18 protein-coding genes are annotated in these 23,163 nt (G+C 47.1%); 5 read left to right on the forward strand and 13 right to left on the reverse strand.

All coding sequences use genetic code 11. The annotated features are described in order from the left end of the window. Nucleotides 1-15: 15 nt before the first annotated feature. Complete coding sequence (locus tag AD710_RS05345) at nucleotides 16-342, reverse strand: hypothetical protein (protein ID WP_016937800.1); 327 nt, start codon at nucleotides 340-342, stop codon at nucleotides 16-18. 200 nt (nucleotides 343-542) lie between these two features. On the opposite strand from AD710_RS05345, the gene AD710_RS05350 reads away from it, so the two are divergent. Next, nucleotides 543-782 carry a hypothetical protein gene (locus AD710_RS05350; RefSeq protein WP_016937799.1) on the forward strand — a complete coding sequence of 80 codons (240 nt, stop codon included), beginning with the start codon at nucleotides 543-545 and terminating at the stop codon, nucleotides 780-782. A gap of 45 nt (nucleotides 783-827) precedes the next feature. Here AD710_RS05350 and uvrA read toward each other — a convergent pair whose 3' ends face one another. The 3 genes from uvrA to AD710_RS05365 form a co-directional block, all read right to left on the reverse strand. After that, entirely contained in the window at nucleotides 828-3,701 is a 2,874-nt protein-coding gene (gene uvrA / locus AD710_RS05355; protein WP_049627485.1) for an excinuclease ABC subunit UvrA, read from the reverse strand. Between the two features lie 7 nt (nucleotides 3,702-3,708). Beyond that, nucleotides 3,709-5,694: an excinuclease ABC subunit UvrB gene (gene uvrB / locus AD710_RS05360; RefSeq protein ID WP_049627486.1), complete on the reverse strand. Its 1,986-nt coding sequence runs from the start codon at nucleotides 5,692-5,694 to the stop codon at nucleotides 3,709-3,711. Between the two features lie 174 nt (nucleotides 5,695-5,868). Next, nucleotides 5,869-6,105 carry a CsbA family protein gene (locus AD710_RS05365; RefSeq protein WP_003151438.1) on the reverse strand — a complete coding sequence of 79 codons (237 nt, stop codon included), beginning with the start codon at nucleotides 6,103-6,105 and terminating at the stop codon, nucleotides 5,869-5,871. A gap of 299 nt (nucleotides 6,106-6,404) precedes the next feature. Here AD710_RS05365 and AD710_RS05370 point away from each other — a divergent pair, with 299 nt between their 5' ends. The 3 genes from AD710_RS05370 to AD710_RS05380 all read left to right on the forward strand — a co-directional run bounded on the left by AD710_RS05370 (nucleotide 6,405) and on the right by AD710_RS05380 (nucleotide 10,910). Continuing rightward, nucleotides 6,405-8,906, forward strand: a complete 2,502-nt coding sequence (locus AD710_RS05370) for a PEP/pyruvate-binding domain-containing protein (protein WP_049627487.1) — start codon at nucleotides 6,405-6,407, stop codon at nucleotides 8,904-8,906. Nucleotides 8,907-8,977: 71 nt separating this feature from the next. Then, the gene (locus tag AD710_RS05375; RefSeq protein WP_049627488.1) at nucleotides 8,978-9,547 is read left to right on the forward strand and encodes a TetR/AcrR family transcriptional regulator; all 570 of its coding nucleotides are present in this window, start codon (nucleotides 8,978-8,980) and stop codon (nucleotides 9,545-9,547) included. A 25-nt stretch (nucleotides 9,548-9,572) separates the two neighbouring features. After that, a complete protein-coding gene (locus tag AD710_RS05380) occupies nucleotides 9,573-10,910 on the forward strand; it encodes an MFS transporter (protein WP_016937793.1) in 1,338 nt (445 codons plus the stop codon). A gap of 241 nt (nucleotides 10,911-11,151) precedes the next feature. Here the strand turns inward: AD710_RS05380 and AD710_RS05385 are convergent, their stop codons facing one another. The 3 genes from AD710_RS05385 to ctpB form a co-directional block, all read right to left on the reverse strand. Beyond that, nucleotides 11,152-12,342 carry a cell division topological determinant MinJ gene (locus AD710_RS05385; RefSeq protein WP_049627489.1) on the reverse strand — a complete coding sequence of 397 codons (1,191 nt, stop codon included), beginning with the start codon at nucleotides 12,340-12,342 and terminating at the stop codon, nucleotides 11,152-11,154. Between the two features lie 74 nt (nucleotides 12,343-12,416). Next, nucleotides 12,417-12,770: a swarming motility protein SwrAA gene (gene swrA / locus AD710_RS05390; RefSeq protein WP_012118562.1), complete on the reverse strand. Its 354-nt coding sequence runs from the start codon at nucleotides 12,768-12,770 to the stop codon at nucleotides 12,417-12,419. Between the two features lie 374 nt (nucleotides 12,771-13,144). Beyond that, nucleotides 13,145-14,545, reverse strand: a complete 1,401-nt coding sequence (gene ctpB, locus AD710_RS05395) for a carboxy-terminal processing protease CtpB (protein ID WP_049627490.1) — start codon at nucleotides 14,543-14,545, stop codon at nucleotides 13,145-13,147. A gap of 167 nt (nucleotides 14,546-14,712) precedes the next feature. Between ctpB and AD710_RS05400 the strand changes: the two genes are divergently transcribed. Beyond that, a complete protein-coding gene (locus AD710_RS05400; protein ID WP_049627491.1) occupies nucleotides 14,713-16,119 on the forward strand; it encodes a right-handed parallel beta-helix repeat-containing protein in 1,407 nt (468 codons plus the stop codon). 46 nt (nucleotides 16,120-16,165) lie between these two features. Here AD710_RS05400 and ftsX read toward each other — a convergent pair whose 3' ends face one another. The 6 genes from ftsX to secA form a co-directional block, all read right to left on the reverse strand. Beyond that, on the reverse strand, nucleotides 16,166-17,056 hold the full coding sequence (gene ftsX, locus AD710_RS05405; RefSeq protein ID WP_016937789.1) for a permease-like cell division protein FtsX: 891 nt from the start codon (nucleotides 17,054-17,056) through the stop codon (nucleotides 16,166-16,168). After that, nucleotides 17,049-17,735, reverse strand: coding sequence for a cell division ATP-binding protein FtsE (ftsE, locus tag AD710_RS05410; protein ID WP_003151418.1), 687 nt, complete (start codon nucleotides 17,733-17,735; stop codon nucleotides 17,049-17,051). Before ftsE ends, ftsX begins: the two co-directional genes overlap by 8 nt. Nucleotides 17,736-17,953: 218 nt before the next feature. Further along, the gene (gene cccB, locus AD710_RS05415; protein WP_049627492.1) at nucleotides 17,954-18,295 is read right to left on the reverse strand and encodes a cytochrome c551; all 342 of its coding nucleotides are present in this window, start codon (nucleotides 18,293-18,295) and stop codon (nucleotides 17,954-17,956) included. A 35-nt stretch (nucleotides 18,296-18,330) separates the two neighbouring features. Further along, on the reverse strand, nucleotides 18,331-19,179 hold the full coding sequence (locus AD710_RS05420; protein ID WP_047475774.1) for a YitT family protein: 849 nt from the start codon (nucleotides 19,177-19,179) through the stop codon (nucleotides 18,331-18,333). 169 nt (nucleotides 19,180-19,348) lie between these two features. Next, nucleotides 19,349-20,450 (reverse strand): peptide chain release factor 2 gene (prfB, locus tag AD710_RS05425; protein WP_099744546.1). Its coding sequence is split into 2 segments (ribosomal slippage): nucleotides 19,349-20,377 and nucleotides 20,379-20,450, totalling 1,101 coding nucleotides; the frame shifts between segments, so codons are not numbered across the junction. Between the two features lie 74 nt (nucleotides 20,451-20,524). Then, nucleotides 20,525-23,050 (reverse strand): preprotein translocase subunit SecA, encoded by a 2,526-nt coding sequence (gene secA / locus AD710_RS05430; protein WP_047475776.1) that lies wholly within the window; start codon nucleotides 23,048-23,050, stop codon nucleotides 20,525-20,527. Nucleotides 23,051-23,163: the final 113 nt, after the last annotated feature.

The following is a 23,163-nucleotide window of genomic DNA, read 5'->3' on the forward strand; positions in this document are numbered from 1 at the left end:
CTCCCCCGACTTTTCTTACACCTGGCGTAATACCTTTATTCCCTGCACAATATTCCAAATGACCATTCCGATGAGGATCAGAAAATAAACAGCTGCTCCTGCTATCATAACAAAAACCGGAACCATACTCTCCCCCTGAGCCGTAATCGCTCCTCCGACAACACCGGCAATCACAATCAGCAATCCCGCAAACGGAATGATGTGAGAAATCAGGGCGCGCATGGCATGCCGCTTCGTCTCTTTTTCATCGACGACGAAGTAAGCCACAATCGGAAGAATAAGAGGCGCGAAAAACACGCTGAAATAACAGATGGATGCGATGATCGCTTGGTTTCGATTCAATAAAAACACTCCCTGTGCGGTAATGTAAAAGGCCCTTCATTATACATACGTATGACGAATGGGCGGGTTTCATTTTCATGCTAAAGGACATGCTTCGTTATACGTAATTTTTCATTTCAGAGATTTCACTATAGAATCTTTTCCCCTAACCGATTACAATATGTAACAAAGCCTGACCGTATGCAAGGAGGACATACCAAATGGAGAAAGATCCCGGAAACGACCAAGTAACGGAAGAAAGTCTGCGAAAATTGATTCGCGAACAGAAAAGAATGAACAGCGAAATGCTGGCTGAACTGGAACAGATCAAGGCGGCGCCTCTTCCCATTTCTCATGATATTCAATATATAAAAGTGCTGCTGGACAGCAGCAGCACTCATATTCTGCAGGATTTAATGCATTTAAGCAGACAGCTTCCCCAACAGAAGAAAAGCCTGTAGCACAACAGCCCAAAACCGATCGGTTTTGGGCTGTTCTTGTATCTGTTAAGTGGCTGCCGTTTCTTTTTCGGCCAGCAATGCTTTCATCCGTTTTTTATCACGTTCCATTACCGGTTTCAGATAGCGGCCCGTATATGATTCTTTCACTTCGACAATTTCTTCAGGCGTCCCGGAGGCTACGATCGTGCCGCCGCCCGCGCCGCCTTCAGGTCCGAGATCGACGATGTAGTCCGCCGTTTTAATGATATCGAGATTGTGTTCAATAACCAAAACGGTATCTCCGTTATCGACGAGTCTTTGAAGCACAACCAAAAGCCTTGCGATATCATCAACGTGGAGGCCTGTCGTCGGTTCGTCCAGAATATACAGCGTCCGGCCGGTGGAGCGCTTATGCAGTTCGGAAGCAAGCTTGACGCGCTGCGCTTCTCCGCCTGAGAGCGTCGTCGCAGGCTGGCCGAGCGTCACATATCCGAGTCCGACATCGGCAAGCGTTTGAAGCTTGCGTTTGATTTTCGGGATATTTTCAAAGAAAGACAGAGCATCTTCCACCGTCATATCCAGAACATCAGAAATGCTTTTTCCTTTGTACGTGACCTCAAGCGTTTCCCGGTTGTAACGTTTGCCGTGGCACACTTCGCACGGGACGTACACGTCAGGAAGGAAATGCATCTCAATTTTGATGATGCCGTCGCCGCGGCAGGCTTCACAGCGCCCGCCTTTCACATTAAAGCTGAATCGGCCTTTTTTGTAGCCGCGCACCTTTGCTTCATTTGTCTGCGCGAACACATCGCGGATGTCATCAAACACACCCGTGTAAGTTGCCGGATTCGATCTCGGCGTCCGGCCGATCGGCGCCTGGTCGATATCGATCACTTTATCAAGATGATCGAGGCCTTTGATCTCTTTATGGCTTCCCGGTTTCGCTTTGGCTTTATGAAGCTTTTGCGCAAGCGCCTTATGCAGAATTTCATTCACAAGCGTGCTTTTTCCGGAACCGGATACCCCTGTCACCGCCGTAAAGGTGCCGAGCGGGAATTTGGCGTTCGCTTTTTTCAGGTTGTTTTCCGTAGCGCCTTTGATTTCAATGTATCGGCCGTCAGGCTTTCTTCTCTCAGGAGGCATCGGGATGAATTGAGCCCCTGACAAATAACGTCCGGTCAGAGAATCCGCATCATTCATCACTTCTTCAGGCGTGCCCGCAGATATAACACGGCCGCCGTGAATGCCGGCGCCCGGTCCGATATCTATCAGATAATCGGCAGCCATCATCGTATCTTCATCATGCTCGACGACAATCAGTGTGTTGCCGAGATCTCTCATGTTTTTCAGCGCGCTGATCAAACGGTCATTGTCACGCTGGTGAAGACCGATGGACGGCTCATCAAGAATGTACAGGACGCCTGACAAACGGGAGCCGATCTGCGTCGCAAGCCTGATACGCTGGGCTTCGCCGCCTGACAGCGTACCCGCCGCCCGGCTCAGCGTCAGATAATCAAGACCGACTTTATCTAAGAAACTGAGCCGTTCCACAATTTCTCTTAAAATTAAATCTGCAATCTGCATATCTTTCTCAGACAGCGTCAGGTTTTTGAAAAATTCCAGCGCATCGCCGACGGAAAGTTCGGTAATGGTCCCGATGTGGCGTCCATTGACCAAAACGGCCAGCGCTTCTTTCTTCAGCCGGTAGCCTTTGCACGTCGGGCACGGCTTCTGTGACATATATTGCTCCATCTGTTCACGGATATAATCGGAGCTTGTCTCTTTATACCGTCTCTCAATATTGCGCAGTACGCCTTCAAATTCAATTTCATTCTCCCGCACTTGTCCGAAATCATTCTCGTATTTAAAGTAGATCCGTTCATTGCCGCTGCCGTACAGCACTTTATCAAGCTGATGCTTCGGCAGGTCTTTGACCGGAGTCTCCATATCGATGCCGTAATGGCGGCAGACCGCCTGAAGCAGCTGCGGATAATATTGTGAACTGATCGGCGTCCACGGTGCGATGGCGTGTTCTTTTAATGAGAGCTCAGGATTTGGAATGACGAGCTCCGGGTCCACTTCAAGCTTCAAACCGAGACCGTCGCAAGTCGGACAGGCGCCGAACGGGCTGTTAAACGAAAACAGCCGGGGCTCAAGCTCTCCGATGGAAAAACCGCAAATCGGGCAGGCGTGATGCTCGCTGAACATCAGCTCTTCCTGGCCGATGACATCTATCATGACACGGCCTTCTCCTAAGCGGAGAGCGGTTTCCAGTGAGTCGGAAAGCCGGGCGGCAACGCCTTCCTTGACGACAATCCGGTCAATGACTACTTCAATGGAATGCTTTTTGTTTTTTTCAAGTTCAATATCGTCGGAAAGCTCGGCCATTTCTCCGTCAATCCGCACCCTTACATACCCTTGCTTTCTGATTTGGTCAAGGACCTTAACATGGGCGCCTTTTCTGCCTGAGACCATCGGCGCAAGCACTTGAAGCTTCGTCCGCTCAGGATATTCAAGAATCCGGTCAACCATCTGTTCAATCGTTTGCGATGTAATTTCGATGCCGTGCTCCGGACAGTGCGGCTTACCGACTCTCGCGTATAAGAGCCGGAGATAATCATAAATCTCCGTTACCGTTCCGACGGTTGACCGCGGATTTCGGCTTGTCGTTTTCTGGTCAATGCTGATGGCCGGAGAAAGCCCTTCGATCGCATCAACGTCCGGCTTATCCATCTGCCCTAAAAATTGGCGTGCATAGGCAGAAAGCGATTCAACATACCGCCTCTGTCCTTCCGCGTAAATGGTGTCAAAAGCAAGGGATGATTTTCCCGATCCGGACAGACCCGTCACGACGACGAGCTGATCCCGCGGAATCGTTACATCAATGTTTTTTAAATTGTGCGCCCTTGCCCCTTTCACCTCGATCCGGTCAATTGCCATGTGTTCATCATCCTTCCGCTTTTAGCTCTAACAGTAAGTCACGAAGCTCTGCCGCCCGCTCGAAATCAAGCGCTCTGGCCGCTTCTTTCATTTCATGCTCCATTTGCTCAACGACTTTCTGGCGTTCTTTCTTCGTCAGCTTCGTCAGCTTAGGCGCGGCTTTTGTTTTGTATTCTTCTTTATCCTCAGCAGCCTGCGTCGCGCGGATCACATCGCGGATTTCCTTATTGATCGTTTGCGGCGTAATGCCGTGGATTTCGTTAAAATGCTCCTGCTGTTCCCGGCGGCGCTTCGTTTCATTCATCGCGATTTCCATCGAATTCGTGATTTTATCGGCATACATGATGACCCGGCCTTCTGCGTTTCTCGCTGCCCGTCCGATCGTCTGAATCAACGAACGCTCAGAACGGAGGAAGCCTTCTTTATCCGCATCCAGAATGGCGACAAGCGACACTTCCGGAATATCAAGACCTTCTCTCAGCAGGTTGATGCCGACCAGCACATCATATTTTCCGAGCCGGAGGTCACGGATGATTTCAATCCGTTCAAGCGTCTTAATCTCGGAATGCAGATAATTGACCTTGATGCCGATTTCTTTCAGATAATCGGTCAGATCCTCTGACATTTTTTTCGTTAAAGTCGTTACGAGCACGCGCTCATTCCGTTCTATCCTCGCCTGAATCTCGCCGATCAGATCATCAATCTGTCCTTCGATCGGCCGGACATCAATGAGAGGGTCGAGCAGTCCCGTCGGCCTGATGATCTGTTCGATCATTTCCGGCGTATGCTCAATCTCATACGGTCCCGGAGTAGCCGACACGTACACGATATTGTGCATATGTTTCTCAAATTCCTCGAATCGGAGCGGACGGTTGTCAAGCGCTGACGGCAGGCGGAACCCATGATCGACAAGCACCTGTTTTCTTGCCTGGTCACCGTTGAACATGCCGCGCACCTGCGGAATCGTCACGTGTGATTCATCAACGACGATCATAAAATCGTCCGGAAAATAATCAAGCAGCGTATACGGCGTAGAGCCCGGAGGACGGAGCGTCAAGTGTCTTGAATAGTTCTCAATGCCCGAACAGAAACCCATTTCCCGCATCATTTCAAGATCATATCTCGTCCGCTGCTCAAGCCGCTGCGCTTCAAGGAGCTTGCCGTTTTCGCGCATGACTTTCAAGCGCTCCTCAAGCTCCTGTTCAATGTTCAGAATCGCTTTTTCCATCTTTTCCGCCCGGGTTACGAAGTGGGAAGCCGGGAAAATCGCGACATGATCGCGGTCGCCGAGAATCTCTCCGGTCAAAGCGTCAACTTCTCTGATCCGCTCTATCTCGTCTCCGAAAAATTCCACTCTGATACAATGTTCGTCACGGGAAGCCGGGAAAATTTCCACAACGTCGCCGCGCACGCGGAACGTCCCCCGCTTAAAGTCGATATCATTGCGGGCATACTGGATATCCACAAGCTTTCTCAGCAGCTCGTTCCGCTCAATCTCCATTTCCGGTCTGAGCGACACGACCATCTCCCGGTATTCTTCAGGCGAACCGAGACCGTATATGCATGACACACTCGCAATGATAATGACATCTCTCCGTTCAAACAGAGAGGATGTCGCGGAGTGCCGCAGTTTATCAATTTCATCATTAATACTTGCGTCTTTCTCTATAAATGTATCCGTTTGAGGCACATACGCCTCCGGCTGATAGTAATCGTAGTAGCTGACAAAATATTCGACAGCGTTGTTCGGAAAAAACTCCTTAAACTCGCTGTACAGCTGTCCGGCAAGGGTTTTGTTATGGGCAATGACCAATGTCGGCTTATTGACTTCTTTAATCAGATTGGACACGGTAAAGGTTTTGCCCGTCCCTGTCGCACCCAGGAGAGTCTGGTGTTTTCTGCCTTCCTGTATGCCTTTGACAAGCTTCTCAATCGCTTGCGGCTGATCTCCCTGGGGCTGATATTTCGAGACTAACTCAAAACGATCTTTCACAAAAAAGCCTCCGTTTCTTTACGAAATCTTCCTATTGATATAGTAACACAATGACGGGCAAAATCACTAAAAATACGAACTAAAGTTCGATGGTTTGTTTTTACCAAGTCAATTTTTGTATAAAAAACCTGCTTTTATGGCGTAAAAGCAGGCTTCCATTTCATATTCACCATGTCAGGCATTGTCTTTCTTTTTGTCTGCTTCTTTTTTGGCCATGTACAGCCCGCCGGCTACCAATGATACGACATCCAATCCAACGATAAAATACGTTTCGGTGTAACCTTTTAAATAGGATGCGAAAAGCAGTGCGGCTGTGAGAGCGATCGCCACATAATGGTTAAAAGTGACCCGCGTAAAAAGGACGACCAGCATAAAAGGGAAACATAATGCAAAAACGGCTTTTGTAATCACAAAAACCCTCCTCGGGAATTCTTCATCTCATCTGATTATAGTAAAAAATGAAGAATCGGACAATCGTTCCCCTGCTATCACAATACCCTTTTTCAGCAGTCTTCAATCATTTGTCAGAAAAAATGTGAATGTAAATCTATTGAACCATTAATGAAATGAACCAAATTGCCTTTCTTCAGCCGAAAGGAGGAGAAGGATTAGGTCTTTGTGTCTTTGACAGTTTCTTCCTCCCTCTTTACAATGTAATGATAGTGTTTACTATCATTTTCTTGGATGAAGAAAAAAGGGGGTTATACCGCATGTATTCAGTACGATTTCAAAAAGCGGAAGAATCGAGCCGCTCAGCAGGCGCAAAAGGAATGAACCTGATTAAACTGACGAAAAACGGCCTGCCCGTTCCCGACGGTTTTGTGATTCAGACAAATGCGCTGACGCGTTTTATGGAAGATAACCGGCTACAGGCAGATGAGGAAGAGATGGAGCGCGCCATTATAAACGGCACGTTTTCAAAAGAGCTCCGCGATGAGCTGATTGCCTCTTTTTATGAATTGAGAGAATCATACGCCTCTGTTGCCGTACGTTCCTCGTCTGCGTCCGAAGATCTTGAAGGCGCTTCTTTCGCGGGCCAGTACGAAACCTATTTAAATATCAAAACAGAAGAAGAGTTTCTCGGAAAAGTGAAAGAATGCTGGGCTTCCTTCTTTTCGGCGCGGGTCAGCGGTTATAAAGAGAAAATGAACAATGACACTGCAGAACCGCTAATGGGTGTTGTCGTCCAAGGGCTGATCAATTCTGAGGTATCAGGGGTCATTTTCAGCCGAAACCCCGTCACACATGATGACGGAGAACTGATGATCAGCGCGAGCTACGGTCTTGGAGAAGCAATCGTTTCCGGAAGCGTGACGCCCGACACATTTATCGTCAATAAAGACACATTCCGGATTGACAAAGAAATCGGTTTAAAAGAAATGTATATCGTTTCTCAAAAGGAAGGCGTGACCGAAAAAGAAACGTCCGCTGACATGAGAAACCGCTTCTGCCTTGATGACGAGAGCATCAAAGAGCTTGCCATGCTGACGATAAAGACGGAAGAACTGTACGGTTATCCCGTGGATCTTGAATTCGGATTTGCCGAAAATAAGCTGTATCTGCTACAGGCCAGACCGATTACAACGATCGCGCAGGATCAGAAAGCGGCAGATGAAGAACGGGAATTTATCATGACGCCTCGGGACCAGAAAGATTTTTGGATCAATATGGAGTCTAATATTGAAGGCCCAATCAGCCCGTTATTCGCCTCTCTCATTGTGCCTGCTTTAGAATACGGCCTCAAAGAGAGTACGAAGACATTCCCTGTGATGGGCATCGAGATTGAGCGTGTCAAGCTCCACCAGGGCCATGTTTTTTCCAGACAGCATAAGACGGACGACAACCTGCCCGCAGAACAGTTAGAAGCGCTTTTTCCCGTTTTGGCTGACCGCATGTATGATATTATTCATAAAACCTTTCTGCCTTTTTATCAAAAGCTGGACGGACTGGCGCATAAAAATCATACACCGGAGACTGCCCTTGAGGCATTCCGAAACCTGCAAGAATTCTATTTAAAAGGATATGAAGAACATTTCAACATTGTTTTTCCGCAAATTGCGTTAAATATGACACTGGAGTCCATGTACGGACAGATTGAAAAAGACAACGCCTCCCTTCTGTATGAAATGCTGGCCGGCGTCATGAATAAATCACTGGAAACCGACAGACAGCTTTGGCTGCTTTCCGGACAAGTAAAAGACAACCCTGAACTGCTGCGTGTCTTTACGGCTTCCCAGGCCGACGAGCTTCATCAGACGCTTCAGCAATCAGATGAAGGAAAACGCTTTCTCGAACAAGTCGGCGAATTTTTACAAGAATACGGCTGGAGATCAGTAAAAAGCCATGATCTGATCGAAGAAACGTGGGCGGAAAATCCTTATTTCGCTTTGGCTAACATTCAAAACTACGTCCGGAACGGCTACGATTTTGACAGTGAGTTTCATAAAACGATAGCAAAACGCAAACAGCTTTACGCCGCCTTCATGAATCGAATTGAAGATGACGGCTTCCGGGAGACGTTTGACCGTTATTATCAGTGGGCGTTATCTGCATCCGTCATCATAGATGATCACCATTTTTATATCGATGCGATGCTGGACGCCAAAGCGCGCCTTTGTCTCTTGAAAATCGGCGAGCTGCTGCAAAAACAAGGCGTGATCGATGACCGGGAGGATATGTGGTACTTATACAGCGATGAAGTCGAGCAAGCGCTGGTGACGCCTGTTCCGATGAAGGAAAAAACCGCTGAACGGAAACAGCTTTTCCAGCAATATCAGCTGCTTGAAGCGCCCGCTTATCTCGGCACACCGACGCCCGAACAGCTGAAAGCCGCTGAGCAGGTTACAGGCGCCATCACAGAAGATGAAAAAAACACTGAACATCATATTTACGGACTTGCAGCGTCAAGCGGAATCGCAAGCGGCCCGGTGAAAGTCATTCGTGACGCAAGTGATTTTTCCCGTTTTTCATCAGGAGATGTGCTTGTCTGCAAAATGACGACACCGCTTTGGACCAGTCTGTTTCAGGATGCAAAGGCCGTCGTTACGGATACGGGCGGCATCCTGTCACATGCAGCGATCATCGCAAGAGAATACGGGCTTCCCGCTGTTCTCGGCACACGTGTCGCGACTGACAGGCTCAATGACGGAGATATCGTCTCGGTAGACGGCACAAACGGACAGATTACGATAGTCAAACGCGCTTCATGCTAGGTTTCCCTCTTTATTGACGGGCAGGGCGGGTGTATACTTGTCCTGCCAGTATTTACGCGAGGTGAAACATGTTGAGAACGACGAACAAGAGAATTCTTGACGCTGCGATGAATCTTATCATTCAAAAAGGATACCGCGCCGCGACAACAAAAGAAATCGCAGAAAGAGCGAATGTAAGCGAAGCAACGATTTTTCGTAATTTTAAAAACAAACAAGGACTAATGAAAGCCATGATTGAGCAGCAGGCACCGGTACCGGAAAGCGTGATCACCAAGGCGGAAGGCAATCTGTATGAGGATCTTCTTCATTTCGCCACGACCCTTTTGCAGCGATTGGAACAAAAAAAAGAGGTGTTCCGCATCTGCCTGCGCGAACCGGAATTATTCGAAGACGTCCTGCAGGATATTGTCGTATATCCGCAATCCATAAAAAAGGATTTAATCGTTTACTTTAAGGAACTGACAAAGAAAAATAGGATAAGCCCCGGCAGCGAAGAAGCTAATGCAGACGTCTTTATGACGATGATTTTCGGTTATTTTATGCACCGGCTGCAGCTGGGGAAAAGAGTCATTACTCTTTCTGAAGAAACGATGCTGAAACACAGCACTGAGATTTTTATTAAAGGAATTATCAGCCGGTAATGTCCGGCTCCTAGGAGGATGAAGGATGAGTTCAAAGAAAGAATGGGCGCTGATCGTTTCGCTTTTGCTGGGAGCCATACTCGTTCCCATCAATTCTACGATGATCGCAGTCGCTCTTTCATCCATTTCCCGCTCATTCAGCGAATCAATTGCCAGCATCACATGGGTCGTGACGGTTTATTTAATTGTGATGGCCGTGACACAGCCCATTGCCGGCAAGCTCGGTGATATGTACGGAAATAAAAAAATGTATTTATGGGGTGTCGGCCTTTTTCTGATCGCTTCATTGGGGTGCGCCCTCTCGCCAAGTCTTTTCTTATTGATTTTCTTCCGGGCGCTTCAGGCTGCCGGCGGCGCTTTGCTTACGCCAAACAGCATCGCCATCATCCGCCATGTCGTGTCCGAAAAACGGCTTCCGAAAGTATTTGGTTTTTTCGGCCTCGGTGCCGGGCTGGGCGCGGCTCTCGGACCGTTTATCGGCTCTCTTTTAATCGAGAGTTTCAGCTGGCATTCTATCTTTTGGGTCAACATTCCGTTTCTGGCGATCGCACTTGGGACGGCATTTATCATGTTTCCTAAATATAAAGAAGAAACCTCTGACGCGCCGCTTGATATCATCGGATCCGTTCTGCTTGCCGGGAGCATTGTTTCTATTATTCTTCTGACGAAAAATGAAAGCTCTTTGGGCTATTGGGTGTACGCGCTGCTCATTCTTTTATTTGTTCCGTTATTTTTCAGGCGGGAGCTGCGCACGAAACATCCGATTATTGATTTTGACCTGTTTAAAAACACAACCTTTACAAGCGCCAATCTGTCCGTTCTGTTAAGCAATTTAATGATGTATGCCGTGTTATTGATTATGCCGCTCTTTATGACCGGCCACTTCAGCATGAATACGTCGCACAGCGGTATGGCTCTTTCAGTCTTTTCCATTTTTATGTCCGCCAGCAACTGGGGCGGAGCTCAGCTGCATCACAAATGGGGCGCGCGAAGAATGATTTTTCTGTCGTTCGGGCTGATGGCCGGAGCCAATCTTTTATTTCTGCTTTTGGTTTATTCCCATTCCGTCCCGTTCCTTATGGCATCGCTTATTGTGGGGGGCATCGCGTCCGGTGCGGGGCTGACGAGCATGCAGGTGTCTTCTCTTGCGACGGTAGAACCGGGCATGTCCGGTATCGCATCCGGGATTTTTTCCACCTTCCGTTATTTCGGAAGCATTATTTCTTCAGCACTGATCGGTTTAATCTCCGGATTTCACATTCTGTTTATAATATTGATCGGCGTATCTGTGATCGGCTTGTTCGTATCGCTTGGAATTAAGTCCGGCGAAACCGTTGATACGAAAAAAAGCCATTCGGCGTAAACAAAAAAAGGTTCCGTGAGCACCCGCTTTCCGGAACCTTTTCTAGTTTTCCTTCTTATTTTTCTCTCTCAAAAGTGTCACCTCACTCCCCCGCCGCATAGAGTATCGCAATGCCGTTTGCTCTATGAGAATCTTTTTATTTAAAAGAGAGAAGGGGAATGTAACTGAGTTCGGCCGCTGGCGCCGTAATCCGGCCGTAAAAAAAAGCCCGGCCGCCGTGTTGTTAGCGGCACCGGGCTTTTTATAATGCTGTCATTTCTTCTTGCTCATGTTCGTCCTGAACGAATAAAATACCTAATTCATGATGTTCGCCTTCATAGGACGCGCGCTGATCAAACCGGATCTCACCATTCAGGCCGATGATCTCCATTTTTACAAATGCGCGGTTTTTTTGAAGTGCTTCGTAAAAATCCGATACATGCTTTACGGGAATGCCGTTTACTTTCGTTATAATCTCACCGATCTTCAGCTCAAGATCTTCCGCGGGCGTATTCGGAATGATGCCGAGCACCATTAAGCCCTGATCCCGCTTAGAGAAATAAAACGGAGCCGCGTTATCGTTCAGCCGCTGTCTCAATGATAAGAACAGGCGTCCGAGCACCGCAATACAAGCGGCAGCACCGGCAAGCGGACTCCACCAAAGGGCCGCTGCCCCGAATGCGGTGACGATAATCCCGAGAATCATGACACGCTTCGCCGTTATCCGTATGCTGACTTCCGGCAGGGATCCCTGCACACGCTGTCCGAAGCCGGCGATATAAGGAATCCAGATCAGATGGAAAGAGCCGCCCGGCACGGTAAAGACAGGCCACCAAGAAAGGTGTGACTCAAGCCCGCTGCCCGGCACCATTAAGAAAAGCGGAAGCAGCCATGCGCGATTCGCCAATTGACGGCCGATGGGCAGACCTCTGCTGCTGACGACAAGCGCCGGAGATGTTTTCAGGTGCGCTGAACGGTAAGCAGCCGCTCCCTCCGTGATGATCAAAAGGCCCATAAACACGGCCGCTGATGCCCAATTCACGCCGAATGCCTGCGGAAACCGATCCGCAAACGGCACTGTGTGGGTATACTGAAGGATAAACGCAATCATCATGCCGGCGCTGACAATATAAGCTGATGACAGCCAGTTCATACGGAACGTCAGCGATGCCAAAGCCGTCACAGCCGCAATTATGCCGAGAAGACCGAATGGAATCGAAATTCCCAGTCCAAAAAATAATATGGAGAGAAGAATACCCGGTATAAGCCCTTTTATGTATGTAAAGATAAGCTCGTCATACATATCTGCGATTTTTGTATGAAACGTATGGCGTTCACGTTTAATCCGCAAATATCCGCATGCGAGACTTATGATGATAAAAAACCAAAACATCGGGTGCAAAAAAAACAGACCGATACTTTTCAGAAGTTCAATTCCCCATTGAACAGACATTGCTTTCACCGCCTCAAGCCAAACATTTTAATTCTATTCTACCAAATAATCATTGGCTTGAATATCTCAAACGTCTATCTCTCTTCCGTCATCCACAACGTCACATTTGATAGAGAGAAATCTTTCAGATAGTGGTCGACTTCCACCTCGATTACACCGCTGATCAAAAGCATGGACCGTTTAATATCCGTCAGATTGATTCCTAAACGCTTATGGTTTTTCATTAAGTAGGTGAAATAATGCTTTGCACACTCCTCATTGATATCGTGAACACATTCAACATTTGTGTAATTGACCAGGTATCTGCTGAACAGCATAAGAAGACTTAGTGCTTTTGTTGATGAAAATGTAACGTCTTTTGTTCGGTCTTTTAGTTGTTCCACTAATTCATAATATTTTTTTTCACGCACAATACTTGCCCTCTTCAATTGTGAACCCCCATTTTTTTATCCAGATAAGCACGGGTGATTACAGCTGCCGTGCTGAAGCGCCGCAAACACTTCTGCTTTCAATACTGAAATGCAGCTGCCAAACTAAAAAACTGTTCTCTATTAGAACCTTCTTTTATTGTAAGAACTAAAACTGACTGAGGCAACTTTCAAAAGTTTCATTTTGAATACATATTAACTCGGCATAAAGTCTCTCTTCCCTATAAATATCGGGTAATGTTTGTCCTTTATAAATGTTTAAATGTGAAAATTTTTTTAATATCTTGTCAAAATCGTCATAATTATGTGTCTTTTGGTTCATTTATGAGACATGATAAAAGAAACAGGAGGCCTTAAAAAAGCCTCCTTTTCATTTATTTAACAAATAATGATTTTAACGCCATTTGCAGCTGTATATCATTTTTTTCGTCAGATTTCTTCTCATTCATCAGCTGATTCATTTTTTCCGCTGTTTGTTTGTCAATGACAGCTGTTTTATCAAGTTTGTACCGATCTTGGAACGCCATGACGGCTTTTTTCATTGTGCCGCTGAAATAGCCGTCCGCCCTGCCCGGGTCGAAACCCAAACCTTTCAGCAGGATTTGCGCGTGTTTGACATCTGCGCTGTTCATATCAGGCTGAAGCGGCTGTTTCAGCTGAAGCGGTCCCGCCGCAAAATAATCCGGCTGGCTTACGGCGATTGTCGGAGTAATGCCTTTTTTGTGAATCCAATTGCCTTTCGGCGTCAGCCATTTGTAAAGCGTCAATTTAATGTTGCTGCCGTCTCCCATCGGCACGGCCTGCTGTACCGTTCCTTTACCGAAGGAGGTATCACCGACAACGTCATAATGCCCCGCTTCTTTCAGCGCGCCCGCAAGAATTTCTGAAGCAGAAGCGCTTCCTTTATCCGTAATGACATTAACGGGATACGGCTTCTTATGTTTTAAAGTTGAGAAATATTGTTTTTTATCTCCGTTGCGTTCCGCGATTTGGATATACGGCATGTCTTTTGTGACGAAATGCTTTAAAATCTGTTCGACGCTTTGAAGGTAGCCGCCGGGATTTCCTCTTACGTCAAGAACGAGTCCGTCAATCCCTTGTTTCTCAAGCTTTTTCAGCGCCGCGGCGAAGTCCTGAGCAGTATGCTCGGAAAACGTCGATATAGCGATGTAGCCGACATGATGCCCGCCTGATTCCTTACGGGAAGCAAATACGGTTTCCAGCGGGATTTCCGCTCTTTTAATCCGGAATGACAGCTGTTTTTCAGTGCCCGGACGATGTATTTTAATAGAAACTTTCGATCCTTTTTTCCCTCTGATTTTCAGCACGGCTTCATTTAAATCTTTCCCGTTCATTGAGTCGCCGTTTATACTGATGATTTCATCATTCGGCTTGAGGCCTGCCTTTTCAGCCGGAGATTGCTTAAACGGTGATACGATAATGATTTTATTCTCTTCCATACCGACTTCAGCGCCGATCCCTTCAAAAGATGAATCCAGAGAATCGGAAAACTGCTTGGCGGTCTGCTTGTCCATATAAACGGAATAAGGATCGTTTAATGTAGACAGCATCCCCTGAATCGCTCCTTCAAGTAGCTTTTCTTTATCCACATTTTCCACATATTCGTTCGAGATCAGCTCATATGCTTTTTCGATTTTTTCCATTGCCTGGCTTCTTTCTGCTTCTGATGATTTCGGCTGTGCCGCCCCGGCAATATGGGCTCCGCCGCACAAGATGCTGACGGCCGCTATCGCTGCGATTATTTTCTGCTTCATCGTTTACCTCCTCTTAGTCCTTTTACGAAAACCTGGAGATAGTATGTGTAAACTGAAAAGAATTCATGTAACGGCAACAAAAAAACGGAACCGATAGATTGTTTCATATAAATGGGTAACGTATAATAATTTGTATGCAATTCATTAAATATACAGGAGAATGCGATATGAAAATAAAATTATCGATTTTATCCGCGGCGGTGCTGGCCGCAGGCATTACCGCCTTTGTCTGGCAAAAAACAGAGGCCAATGAAAAATCACAGGCTGACGCTCTGTATGTTTCTCCCGCGGGAAACGATCAAAATGACGGAACGAAAGAAAAGCCGTTCCGCACATTGAAGCATGCGGCGGAAAAGGCGGAGGCCGGAACAACAGTATTGATTCGGGAAGGAACGTACGACGAAACATTTGAAGTAAAGCACAGCGGGACGGCGAAAAAGCCGATTACATTTCAGAACTATCAGAATGAGCATGTCACCATCAGCGGCAAATCTGCACCTAAAAGCGATTCTGAAACACCGTTAATTCAAATCAGCAATAAACAGTACATTACCATTCACGGCATTACGCTTGAAAACCTATCCGTCTCATCAGAAGATGCGACAGCCATGGGCATCTATGTCACCGGATCAAGCAGTCATATCGCCATTGACGGCAACCATATCCGGAACATTAAAACAACGGCTGATGAGGGAAATGCACACGGCATCGCGTTTTACGGCTCGGGCGCCATGAAGGATGTCAGCATCACAAATAACACGGTTGAAAAACTGACGCTCGGCGCAAGCGAAGCGGTCGTGCTGAACGGGAATGTTGACGGTTTTAAGATCGCCGGCAATACCATCCGGAACAACAACAATATCGGGATTGACGTGATCGGCTACGAAGGAACTTCCAAGCAAAATGACTATGCGCGAAACGGCGTCATTGAAAACAATACGGTGAGCCATAACTCTTCTTACGGAAACCCCGCCTACGGCAATGAATACTCTGCGGGCGGTATATACGTTGACGGCGCAGAACATGTGGACATTAAGAAGAACACCGTTTACAACAATGACCTCGGCATTGAAGCCACTTCCGAGCATAAAGGGAAGTACGCACAAGATATACGGATTACGGATAACAAAGTGTACAACAATGCTTACACGGGTATTTCAATCGGGGGATATGACACAAAACGAGGCGGCACAATCAATTCCGTGATCGCTCACAATATTATGTACCGAAATGACACGAAGGACCTTGACGGCGGCCAGCTGCTGCTCCAGTACGATACAAAAGGGAACACCATCGAAAAGAACATCATGACGGCAAGCGGTTCACGAATTTTTATCGCAAATGATTATACGAAAAACGAAGGCAATACCGTTAATCATAACGTCTATCACAAAGAAACGGGAAAAGACGGCATTTGGAATTGGAAGAACAAAGAATATGATTCATTCGCAGCTTACAAAAAAGGAACGGCAAATGATCCGAATTCCATATATGCCGATCCGATGTACCGTGACGAATCGTCTTATGACTTTACATTAAAGCCGGGATCACCGGCCCTGCCCGTCATTCAATAACGGAACCATCAAAAAAAGCCAGTCTGACAAAGACTGGCTTTTGCATTTATACACGAAGGAATTTCCGGATGGAAGTCAGGCTTCCCCATACTCCGATAACCGCGCCGATCAGAATGAGCACAAGTGATACTTGGAACACAAACGGACTGTACGGCAGGAGTGAAACAAATGAGCCCTGAACTTTCGGAGCCACCCAAGCGACCATTGACTGGTACGTGCTCAGCACGAGAGCGATCGGTATGACAGAACCAAATACCCCAAGCAGCAGCCCTTCAAGGAAAAACGGCCAGCGGATAAACCAGTTTGTCGCGCCGACAAGCTTCATGATTTCAATCTCTTTTCTTCTGGCGAAAATCGTGATTTTAATTGTATTTGAAATTAAGAACATTGCCGTGAACAGAAGGCCGATGATTAACGCGATCCCGATGTTGCGTGACACTCCGACGACCTTAAACAGACGGCTGACTTCTTCTTTCCCGTATGTCACTTTATATACATGATCCAGCTTCTCAATTTTTTTCGCGACTTTCGGCGTATCATGCGGATCTGTCGTTTTGACAATAAACGCGTTGTTCAGCGGGTTTTCCTGATCTTGCATTTTCATGGCCTTTCCGCTGTCGCCGAAGCTTTTGACCAATTGATCAAGCTCTTTATCTTTAGATGAAAATTCTACGCTTTGGATTCCCGAGATGTCTTTAATCTCATTCTGCAGCGTATCCTGCGTTTTCTTATTTGACGTCAGATCGATTAATACTTTAATTTCAACTTCTTTTTCAGCATTTTTAGCCATGTTGTTTAAATTCAGCATAATGACTAAAAACACGCCGACCAAAATCAATGTAACGGTAACAGCGCTGATGGATGCAAATGTCATCCATGTGTTTCTTCCGAGAGATTTAAAACTCTCACGCAAATGGCGCCCGAGAATTTTAATCATAAGAACCATACTCCCCTCTTGACTCATCACGCACAATAATTCCGTCTTCGATCGCGATGACCCGTTTCTTCATGGTGTTTACTATTTCTTTATTGTGTGTCGCCATCACGACGGTCGTTCCGCGGTTGTTAATCTCTTCCAGCGTCTTCATGACTTCCCATGATGTTACCGGATCAAGGTTGCCCGTCGGTTCGTCAGCTATAACGACGTCAGGATTGTTGACGATGGATCTTGCGATGGAAACACGCTGCTGTTCTCCTCCGGAAAGCTGGTCGGGAAACTGCCGCGCTTTATGCTTCAGCTGCACAAGATCGAGCACTTCGAGCACGCGTTTTTTAATGACTGACTGCTGCTCTCCGATAACCTCAAGCGCAAACGCCACGTTTTCAAATACCGTCAATTTCGGAAGAAGTTTAAAATCCTGGAAAACAACACCTATTTTACGCCGCACGAAAGGAATCTCTTTTTCTTTCACAGCCGCGAGATCTTTATGATTAATCAATATTTGCCCTTTTGTCGGTTTTTCTTCTCTGTAAATCATTTTAATAAAAGTAGATTTACCGGCTCCGCTCGGTCCTACGACATATACAAATTCTCCGGGATGAATCATGACTGACAGCCCGTTAATCGCTTTTACACCGTTCGGATAGGATTTATATACTTCTTTCATCTCTATCATGAAATCACCTAATCTTTTATTTATGTCTTGCAGCCATAGAGTTCGCAAAAATACTGCGGTTTATGGCCGATCTACCAGGAAACAGATGAAAAATCTGAAAGTTCCTTTTCCTCAGTACACTTCATTATACGTCAAATTTAGACATATTACTATTACAGTTTCTTTTCATTCCCAGGCCGTGAAAAAACCTTGCCCCTATAACAGGCAAGGTTTTTCTGTTATTTTTTCTGTGACAGCCATTTTGCGATCTTCGCGGCTTCCTCATCATTTACAAGATGGCTCGGCATATTGCCGCGTCCGTTTTTAATGATGCTTTCAATTTTAGCTTCATCATACTTCCCGCCGACTTCCTGTAAATTCGGACCTCCGCCGCCTTCTAAATCTTTACCGTGACAGCCGATACAGCTTTGCTGATAAAGCTCTTCGCCCGCTGACGCAGATGCTTTCGATCCGCCTGAGCTGCCAGAGCTTTCTTTTTTCGATTCATTGGCTCCGCCGCATGCCGCCAGCAGGACGGACATGGTCAGAACCAGCGCCAGCAGCGCCCATTTTGATTTCATATGTAAGATGCACCCCTTCGCTATTATAACCCTGTTTATGCGCGTTTGAAACCCTCGCCGAGCACCTCACTTGCGTCTGCGACAATGACAAAGGCTGACTCATCAATTTGTTTGACGATTTGTTTCAGTTTTGTGAATTCGGTCTGGCCGACGACACACATTAAGATCGGCCGGTCATGTTCCGTATACCCGCCAACTGCGGAAATCTTCGTCACACCCCTGTCAATTTCCGTAAACACAGCCGACCTGACGGCTTCTTCATGCTGCGTTATAATTAAAGCCATTTTGGAGCGGTTGAACCCGACCTGCACGACATCAATCGTTTTGCTTGACATAAATACCCCAAGCATCGCATACAGTCCCTGTTCCACTCCGAAAACGAGCATCGCGCTCAGCACAATTAATCCGTCCATGATGGCAAGGCACGTTCCCAGTGAAAGCCCCGTGTATTTGTGGATGATCTGCGCCGCCAGTGCCGTTCCCCCCGTGGAGCCTTTGCCGAGATACACGATGCCGATCCCCGTGCCGATCCCGACGCCTCCGAAAATCGCCGCCAGCAGTTCATGGGTCGTCGCGGCAGGCAGGTCTCTTGTTAAAAAGACGGCAAGCGGCAGAACGATGGAACCGACAAGTGTCTTCATTCCGAATTTCCCGCCGAGAATGATCACTCCGGCGATAAACAAGGGGATGTTAATGATCCACTGCACGTAAGCCGGCTCAAAACCAAACGTCTCCAAAATGGTGCTGATTCCGCTTACTCCGCCCGCCGCTATACGGTTCGGCAGCAAAAATACGTTAAAAACGACCCCTGTAATCGCCGCGCCGATCATGATATATATGTAATCTTTGATCAGCCGGAGCGGCTTATTGTGATTCACATCCATGCAAAATCCTCCGTTCTCCGATTTTCTCTCGATAGCATTTTAAGTCTTCCCGGCTTAGAAGTAAATAACAGCCAAATACCGTATTAATTTGCTAAAGCGCTATTGTGAAAAATGGAAAAAGAGAACGGATAAAAAAACACACCATGCCAAAGGCAGGTGTGTTCCCGGATTAAGACAGTTTAGAGCGTAAGTAGGCATCAATGAAGATATCAATATCTCCGTCCATAACCGCCTGTACGTTCCCCATTTCCGTATTGGTCCGGTGGTCTTTCACCATGGAGTACGGATGGAATACGTAAGAGCGGATTTGGCTGCCCCAGCCGATTTCTTTCTGTTCGCCGCGGATTTCGTCAAGCTCCGCCTGCTGTTCTTCAATTCTGCGCTGATACAGCTTCGCTTTGAGCATTTTCATCGCTCTGTCGCGGTTTTTGATTTGTGAACGTTCCGTCTGGCACGTGACGACTACATTTGTCGGCAGGTGGGTGATCCGAACGGCTGAATCAGTCGTGTTGACGTGCTGTCCGCCGGCACCGCTCGCCCGGTACGTATCAACTTTAATATCTTCGGTACGAATATCAATGTCGATTTCTTCATTGAATTCAGGCATGACTTCACATGACACGAATGACGTGTGGCGGCGGCCTGATGAATCAAATGGAGAAATCCGCACGAGACGGTGTACGCCTTTTTCCGCTTTTAAATAGCCGTATGCATTGTGGCCTTTAATGAGCAGTGTGACCGACTTAATTCCGGCTTCATCACCTGGCAGATAATCAAGCGTTTCAACTTTGAATCCGCGTCTTTCCGCCCAGCGGGTATACATTCTGAGCAGCATGGAACCCCAGTCTTGGGATTCTGTACCGCCGGCACCCGGGTGAAGTTCTAAAATCGCGTTATTTTTGTCATATGGTTCACTGAGCAGCAGCTGAAGCTCAAATTCATTCAATTCCTTCGTTAATGACTTCAGCTCTTTCTCAAGCTCCTGCTGAAGATCCGTATCAGGTTCTTCTTTTAAAAGATCATGTGTCATTTGGAGCTCTTCATGAGACTCGCTCAGCTGATGGTAGGAGTTCACGTAGTCTTTCAGACCGTTCGCTTCGTTGATGACGGTTTGGGCCTTCTGCTGGTCATTCCAGAATTCCGGTTCCGCCATCTTTTCATCTAATTCTGCAATGCGGGCTTCCTTTGATTCGAGGTCAAAGAGACCCCCTGAAGTCCGCTAAACGAGAAGCCATATTTTCGAGCTCTGCCCTGATTTCTGATAATTCCATTCCATTCACCTCATTAAAAGATCCGGGGCGCCATAAGACGCAGACCCGGTCATGTTCGATGCATACAGTCGTGACTATTCTGTCCGGCCGCAGCAATTTTTATATTTTTTTCCGCTTCCGCAATGGCAAGGCGCGTTGCGTCCGATATCTACGACTTTGCGCACCGGCGCTTTTTTCGCTTGTTTGGCCTCATCGCCGTCCTGCGGCTGGTGAGCCGTCGTTTGGCCCTGAACAACTTCTTCGCGTTCCAGATTGCTTTCAATCTCGGCCTTCATGACGAATTTCGCCACCTCGTCCTCAATGGACTCAATCATGTGCTCAAACATAGCGAAACCTTCCATTTGATATTCACGCAGCGGATTTGTCTGCGCATAGGCGCGAAGGTGAATCCCTTGACGCAGCTGATCCATCGCATCAATATGATCCATCCATTTTGAATCGACGGCACGCAATACGATGACTTTTTCGAATTCACGCATCTGCTCGGTGCCGAAATTCTCTTCTTTTTCATTATATTTTGTCATGATACGATCCATGATCATCTCATGCATTTCATCCGGTTCTTTTCCGAAGATATCGCTCTTTTCAAGCGCGCCTTCATCAAGATACGTTGTATTCACAAGCTCCACGAGGCCGTCAAGATTCCATTCTTCCGGAAGCTCCTCTTTCGGCGTATAAGCGGCAATTGCACGCTCCAGTGAAGACTTGATCATGCCTTCCACAATGTCACGCAGGTTTTCAGAGTCAATGACTTCAAAACGCTGCTTGTAAATGACTTCGCGCTGCTGACGGAGCACGTCGTCATATTGGAGAAGCTGTTTACGTGAATCGAAGTTGTTTCCTTCGACACGTTTTTGAGACGATTCCACGGCGCGTGACACCATTTTGCTCTGAATCGGCGTGGAGTCATCCATACCGAACCGGTCAAGCATCGCCATCGTCCGTTCAGCTCCGAAACGGCGCATCAATTCATCTTCCATTGAAAGATAAAATTGTGTGATACCCGGGTCTCCCTGACGCCCTGAACGTCCGCGGAGCTGGTTGTCAATCCGGCGGGATTCGTGGCGTTCCGTACCGACGACTGCAAGGCCGCCAAGCTCTTTTACGCCTTCACCGAGTTTAATGTCGGTTCCGCGTCCTGCCATGTTGGTCGCAATTGTGACAGCGCCTTTTTGTCCCGCTTCTTCAATGATCTGAGCTTCACGCTCATGGTTTTTCGCGTTCAGCACCTGATGCGGAATTCCTTTATTCTTCAGAAGTTTAGAAATCAATTCAGATGTTTCAACGGCAACCGTACCAACAAGAACGGGCTGTCCGGTCATGTAGCGCTGGGCGACATCCTCCGCCACCGCCTTGAATTTCCCTTCCATTGAGCGGTAGATCAAATCCGGACGGTCTTCACGGATGACCGGCTGGTTGGTCGGAATGGACACAACCTGCATGTTATAAATATTGCGGAATTCTTCCTCTTCCGTTTTTGCGGTACCGGTCATGCCGGCAAGCTTTTCGTACATACGGAAATAGTTTTGGAACGTAATCGTCGCCAGAGTCATGCTTTCATTTTGAATCTCCAGGCCTTCTTTCGCTTCAATCGCCTGGTGAAGGCCTTCGCTGTAGCGGCGTCCTTTCATCAGACGGCCGGTGAAGGAATCGACGATGACGACCTGGCCGTCCTCAACAACATAATCCACGTCTTTCTGCATCGCCGCATGGGCTTTTAAAGCCTGATTGATATGGTGGTTCAACGCCACGTTTTTGACATCAAACAGGTTGTCGATGCCGAACGTTTTTTCAGCCTTCGTCATTCCTTCTTCCGTCAGCTGAACGCCCTTAGTTTTGACGTCATACGTATAATCCTGATCTTGCTTGAGTGTGCGGACAAACGCATTTGCCTGCACGTACAGTTTTGTGGACTTCTGAGCTTGTCCGGAAATAATCAATGGCGTTCTCGCTTCATCGACTAAAATGGAATCGACTTCATCAATAACGGCAAAATGAAGCGGGCGCTGCACCATTTGTTCTTTATAAAGCACCATGTTGTCACGCAAATAATCAAAGCCGAGTTCATTATTCGTTGAATATGTGATATCGGCCGCGTAAGCTTCGCGTTTTTCGTCTTTTGACAACGAATTCAGGTTCAGGCCGACTGTAAGCCCGAGAAACTCGAAAATTTCTCCCATTTGCTGGGCATCACGGCTTGCCAGATATTCGTTGACCGTTACGACGTGAACGCCTTTTCCCGTCAACGCGTTTAAATATACCGGAAGGGTGGACGTCAGCGTTTTCCCTTCCCCTGTTTTCATTTCTGCGATATTCCCCTCATGAAGGGCAAGGCCCCCCATCAGCTGTACTTTAAACGGGAACATGCCGGTTACGCGGCGTGAAGCTTCACGAACGACGGCAAACGCTTCGACAAGAAGGTCATCCGTCGTTTCTCCTTTTTCAAGCCGCTCTTTAAATTCTGCCGTTTTTTGTTTAAGCGCATCGTCAGAGAGATTTTCATAATCTCCTTTTACAGCATCAATGTCATTCGCTATTTTTTCGTATTTGTTCAGCGCACGTTTGGTCGGATCAAACATTTTATTTAAAATCCCAAGCATCTATAACGCTCCTCTATGTTCACATGCAGATTTCGCATGGAATAAATGATAATTTTCTGTCCATGTATACCTCTCATTATCATAACATACCTTTGGTTATTTCCAAAGAATTT

The sequence above is a fragment of the Bacillus sp. JFL15 genome, assembly GCF_001184225.1.
Taxonomy (GTDB): domain Bacteria; phylum Bacillota; class Bacilli; order Bacillales; family Bacillaceae; genus Bacillus; species Bacillus siamensis.

What these genes read in the sequence shown, in the direction of transcription:
- AD710_RS05350 (WP_016937799.1), top strand. Translation starts at nt 543, where the DNA reads ATGGAGAAAGATCCCGGAAACGACCAAGTAACGGAAGAAAGTCTGCGA.
- uvrA (WP_049627485.1), bottom strand. Translation starts at nt 3,701, where the DNA reads ATGGCAATTGACCGGATCGAGGTGAAAGGGGCAAGGGCGCACAATTTA.
- AD710_RS05370 (WP_049627487.1), top strand. Translation starts at nt 6,405, where the DNA reads ATGTATTCAGTACGATTTCAAAAAGCGGAAGAATCGAGCCGCTCAGCA.
- AD710_RS05380 (WP_016937793.1), top strand. Translation starts at nt 9,573, where the DNA reads ATGAGTTCAAAGAAAGAATGGGCGCTGATCGTTTCGCTTTTGCTGGGA.
- AD710_RS05385 (WP_049627489.1), bottom strand. Translation starts at nt 12,342, where the DNA reads ATGTCTGTTCAATGGGGAATTGAACTTCTGAAAAGTATCGGTCTGTTT.
- ctpB (WP_049627490.1), bottom strand. Translation starts at nt 14,545, where the DNA reads ATGAAGCAGAAAATAATCGCAGCGATAGCGGCCGTCAGCATCTTGTGC.
- AD710_RS05400 (WP_049627491.1), top strand. Translation starts at nt 14,713, where the DNA reads ATGAAAATAAAATTATCGATTTTATCCGCGGCGGTGCTGGCCGCAGGC.
- ftsX (WP_016937789.1), bottom strand. Translation starts at nt 17,056, where the DNA reads ATGATTAAAATTCTCGGGCGCCATTTGCGTGAGAGTTTTAAATCTCTC.
- ftsE (WP_003151418.1), bottom strand. Translation starts at nt 17,735, where the DNA reads ATGATAGAGATGAAAGAAGTATATAAATCCTATCCGAACGGTGTAAAA.
- cccB (WP_049627492.1), bottom strand. Translation starts at nt 18,295, where the DNA reads ATGAAATCAAAATGGGCGCTGCTGGCGCTGGTTCTGACCATGTCCGTC.
- AD710_RS05420 (WP_047475774.1), bottom strand. Translation starts at nt 19,179, where the DNA reads ATGGATGTGAATCACAATAAGCCGCTCCGGCTGATCAAAGATTACATA.
- secA (WP_047475776.1), bottom strand. Translation starts at nt 23,050, where the DNA reads ATGCTTGGGATTTTAAATAAAATGTTTGATCCGACCAAACGTGCGCTG.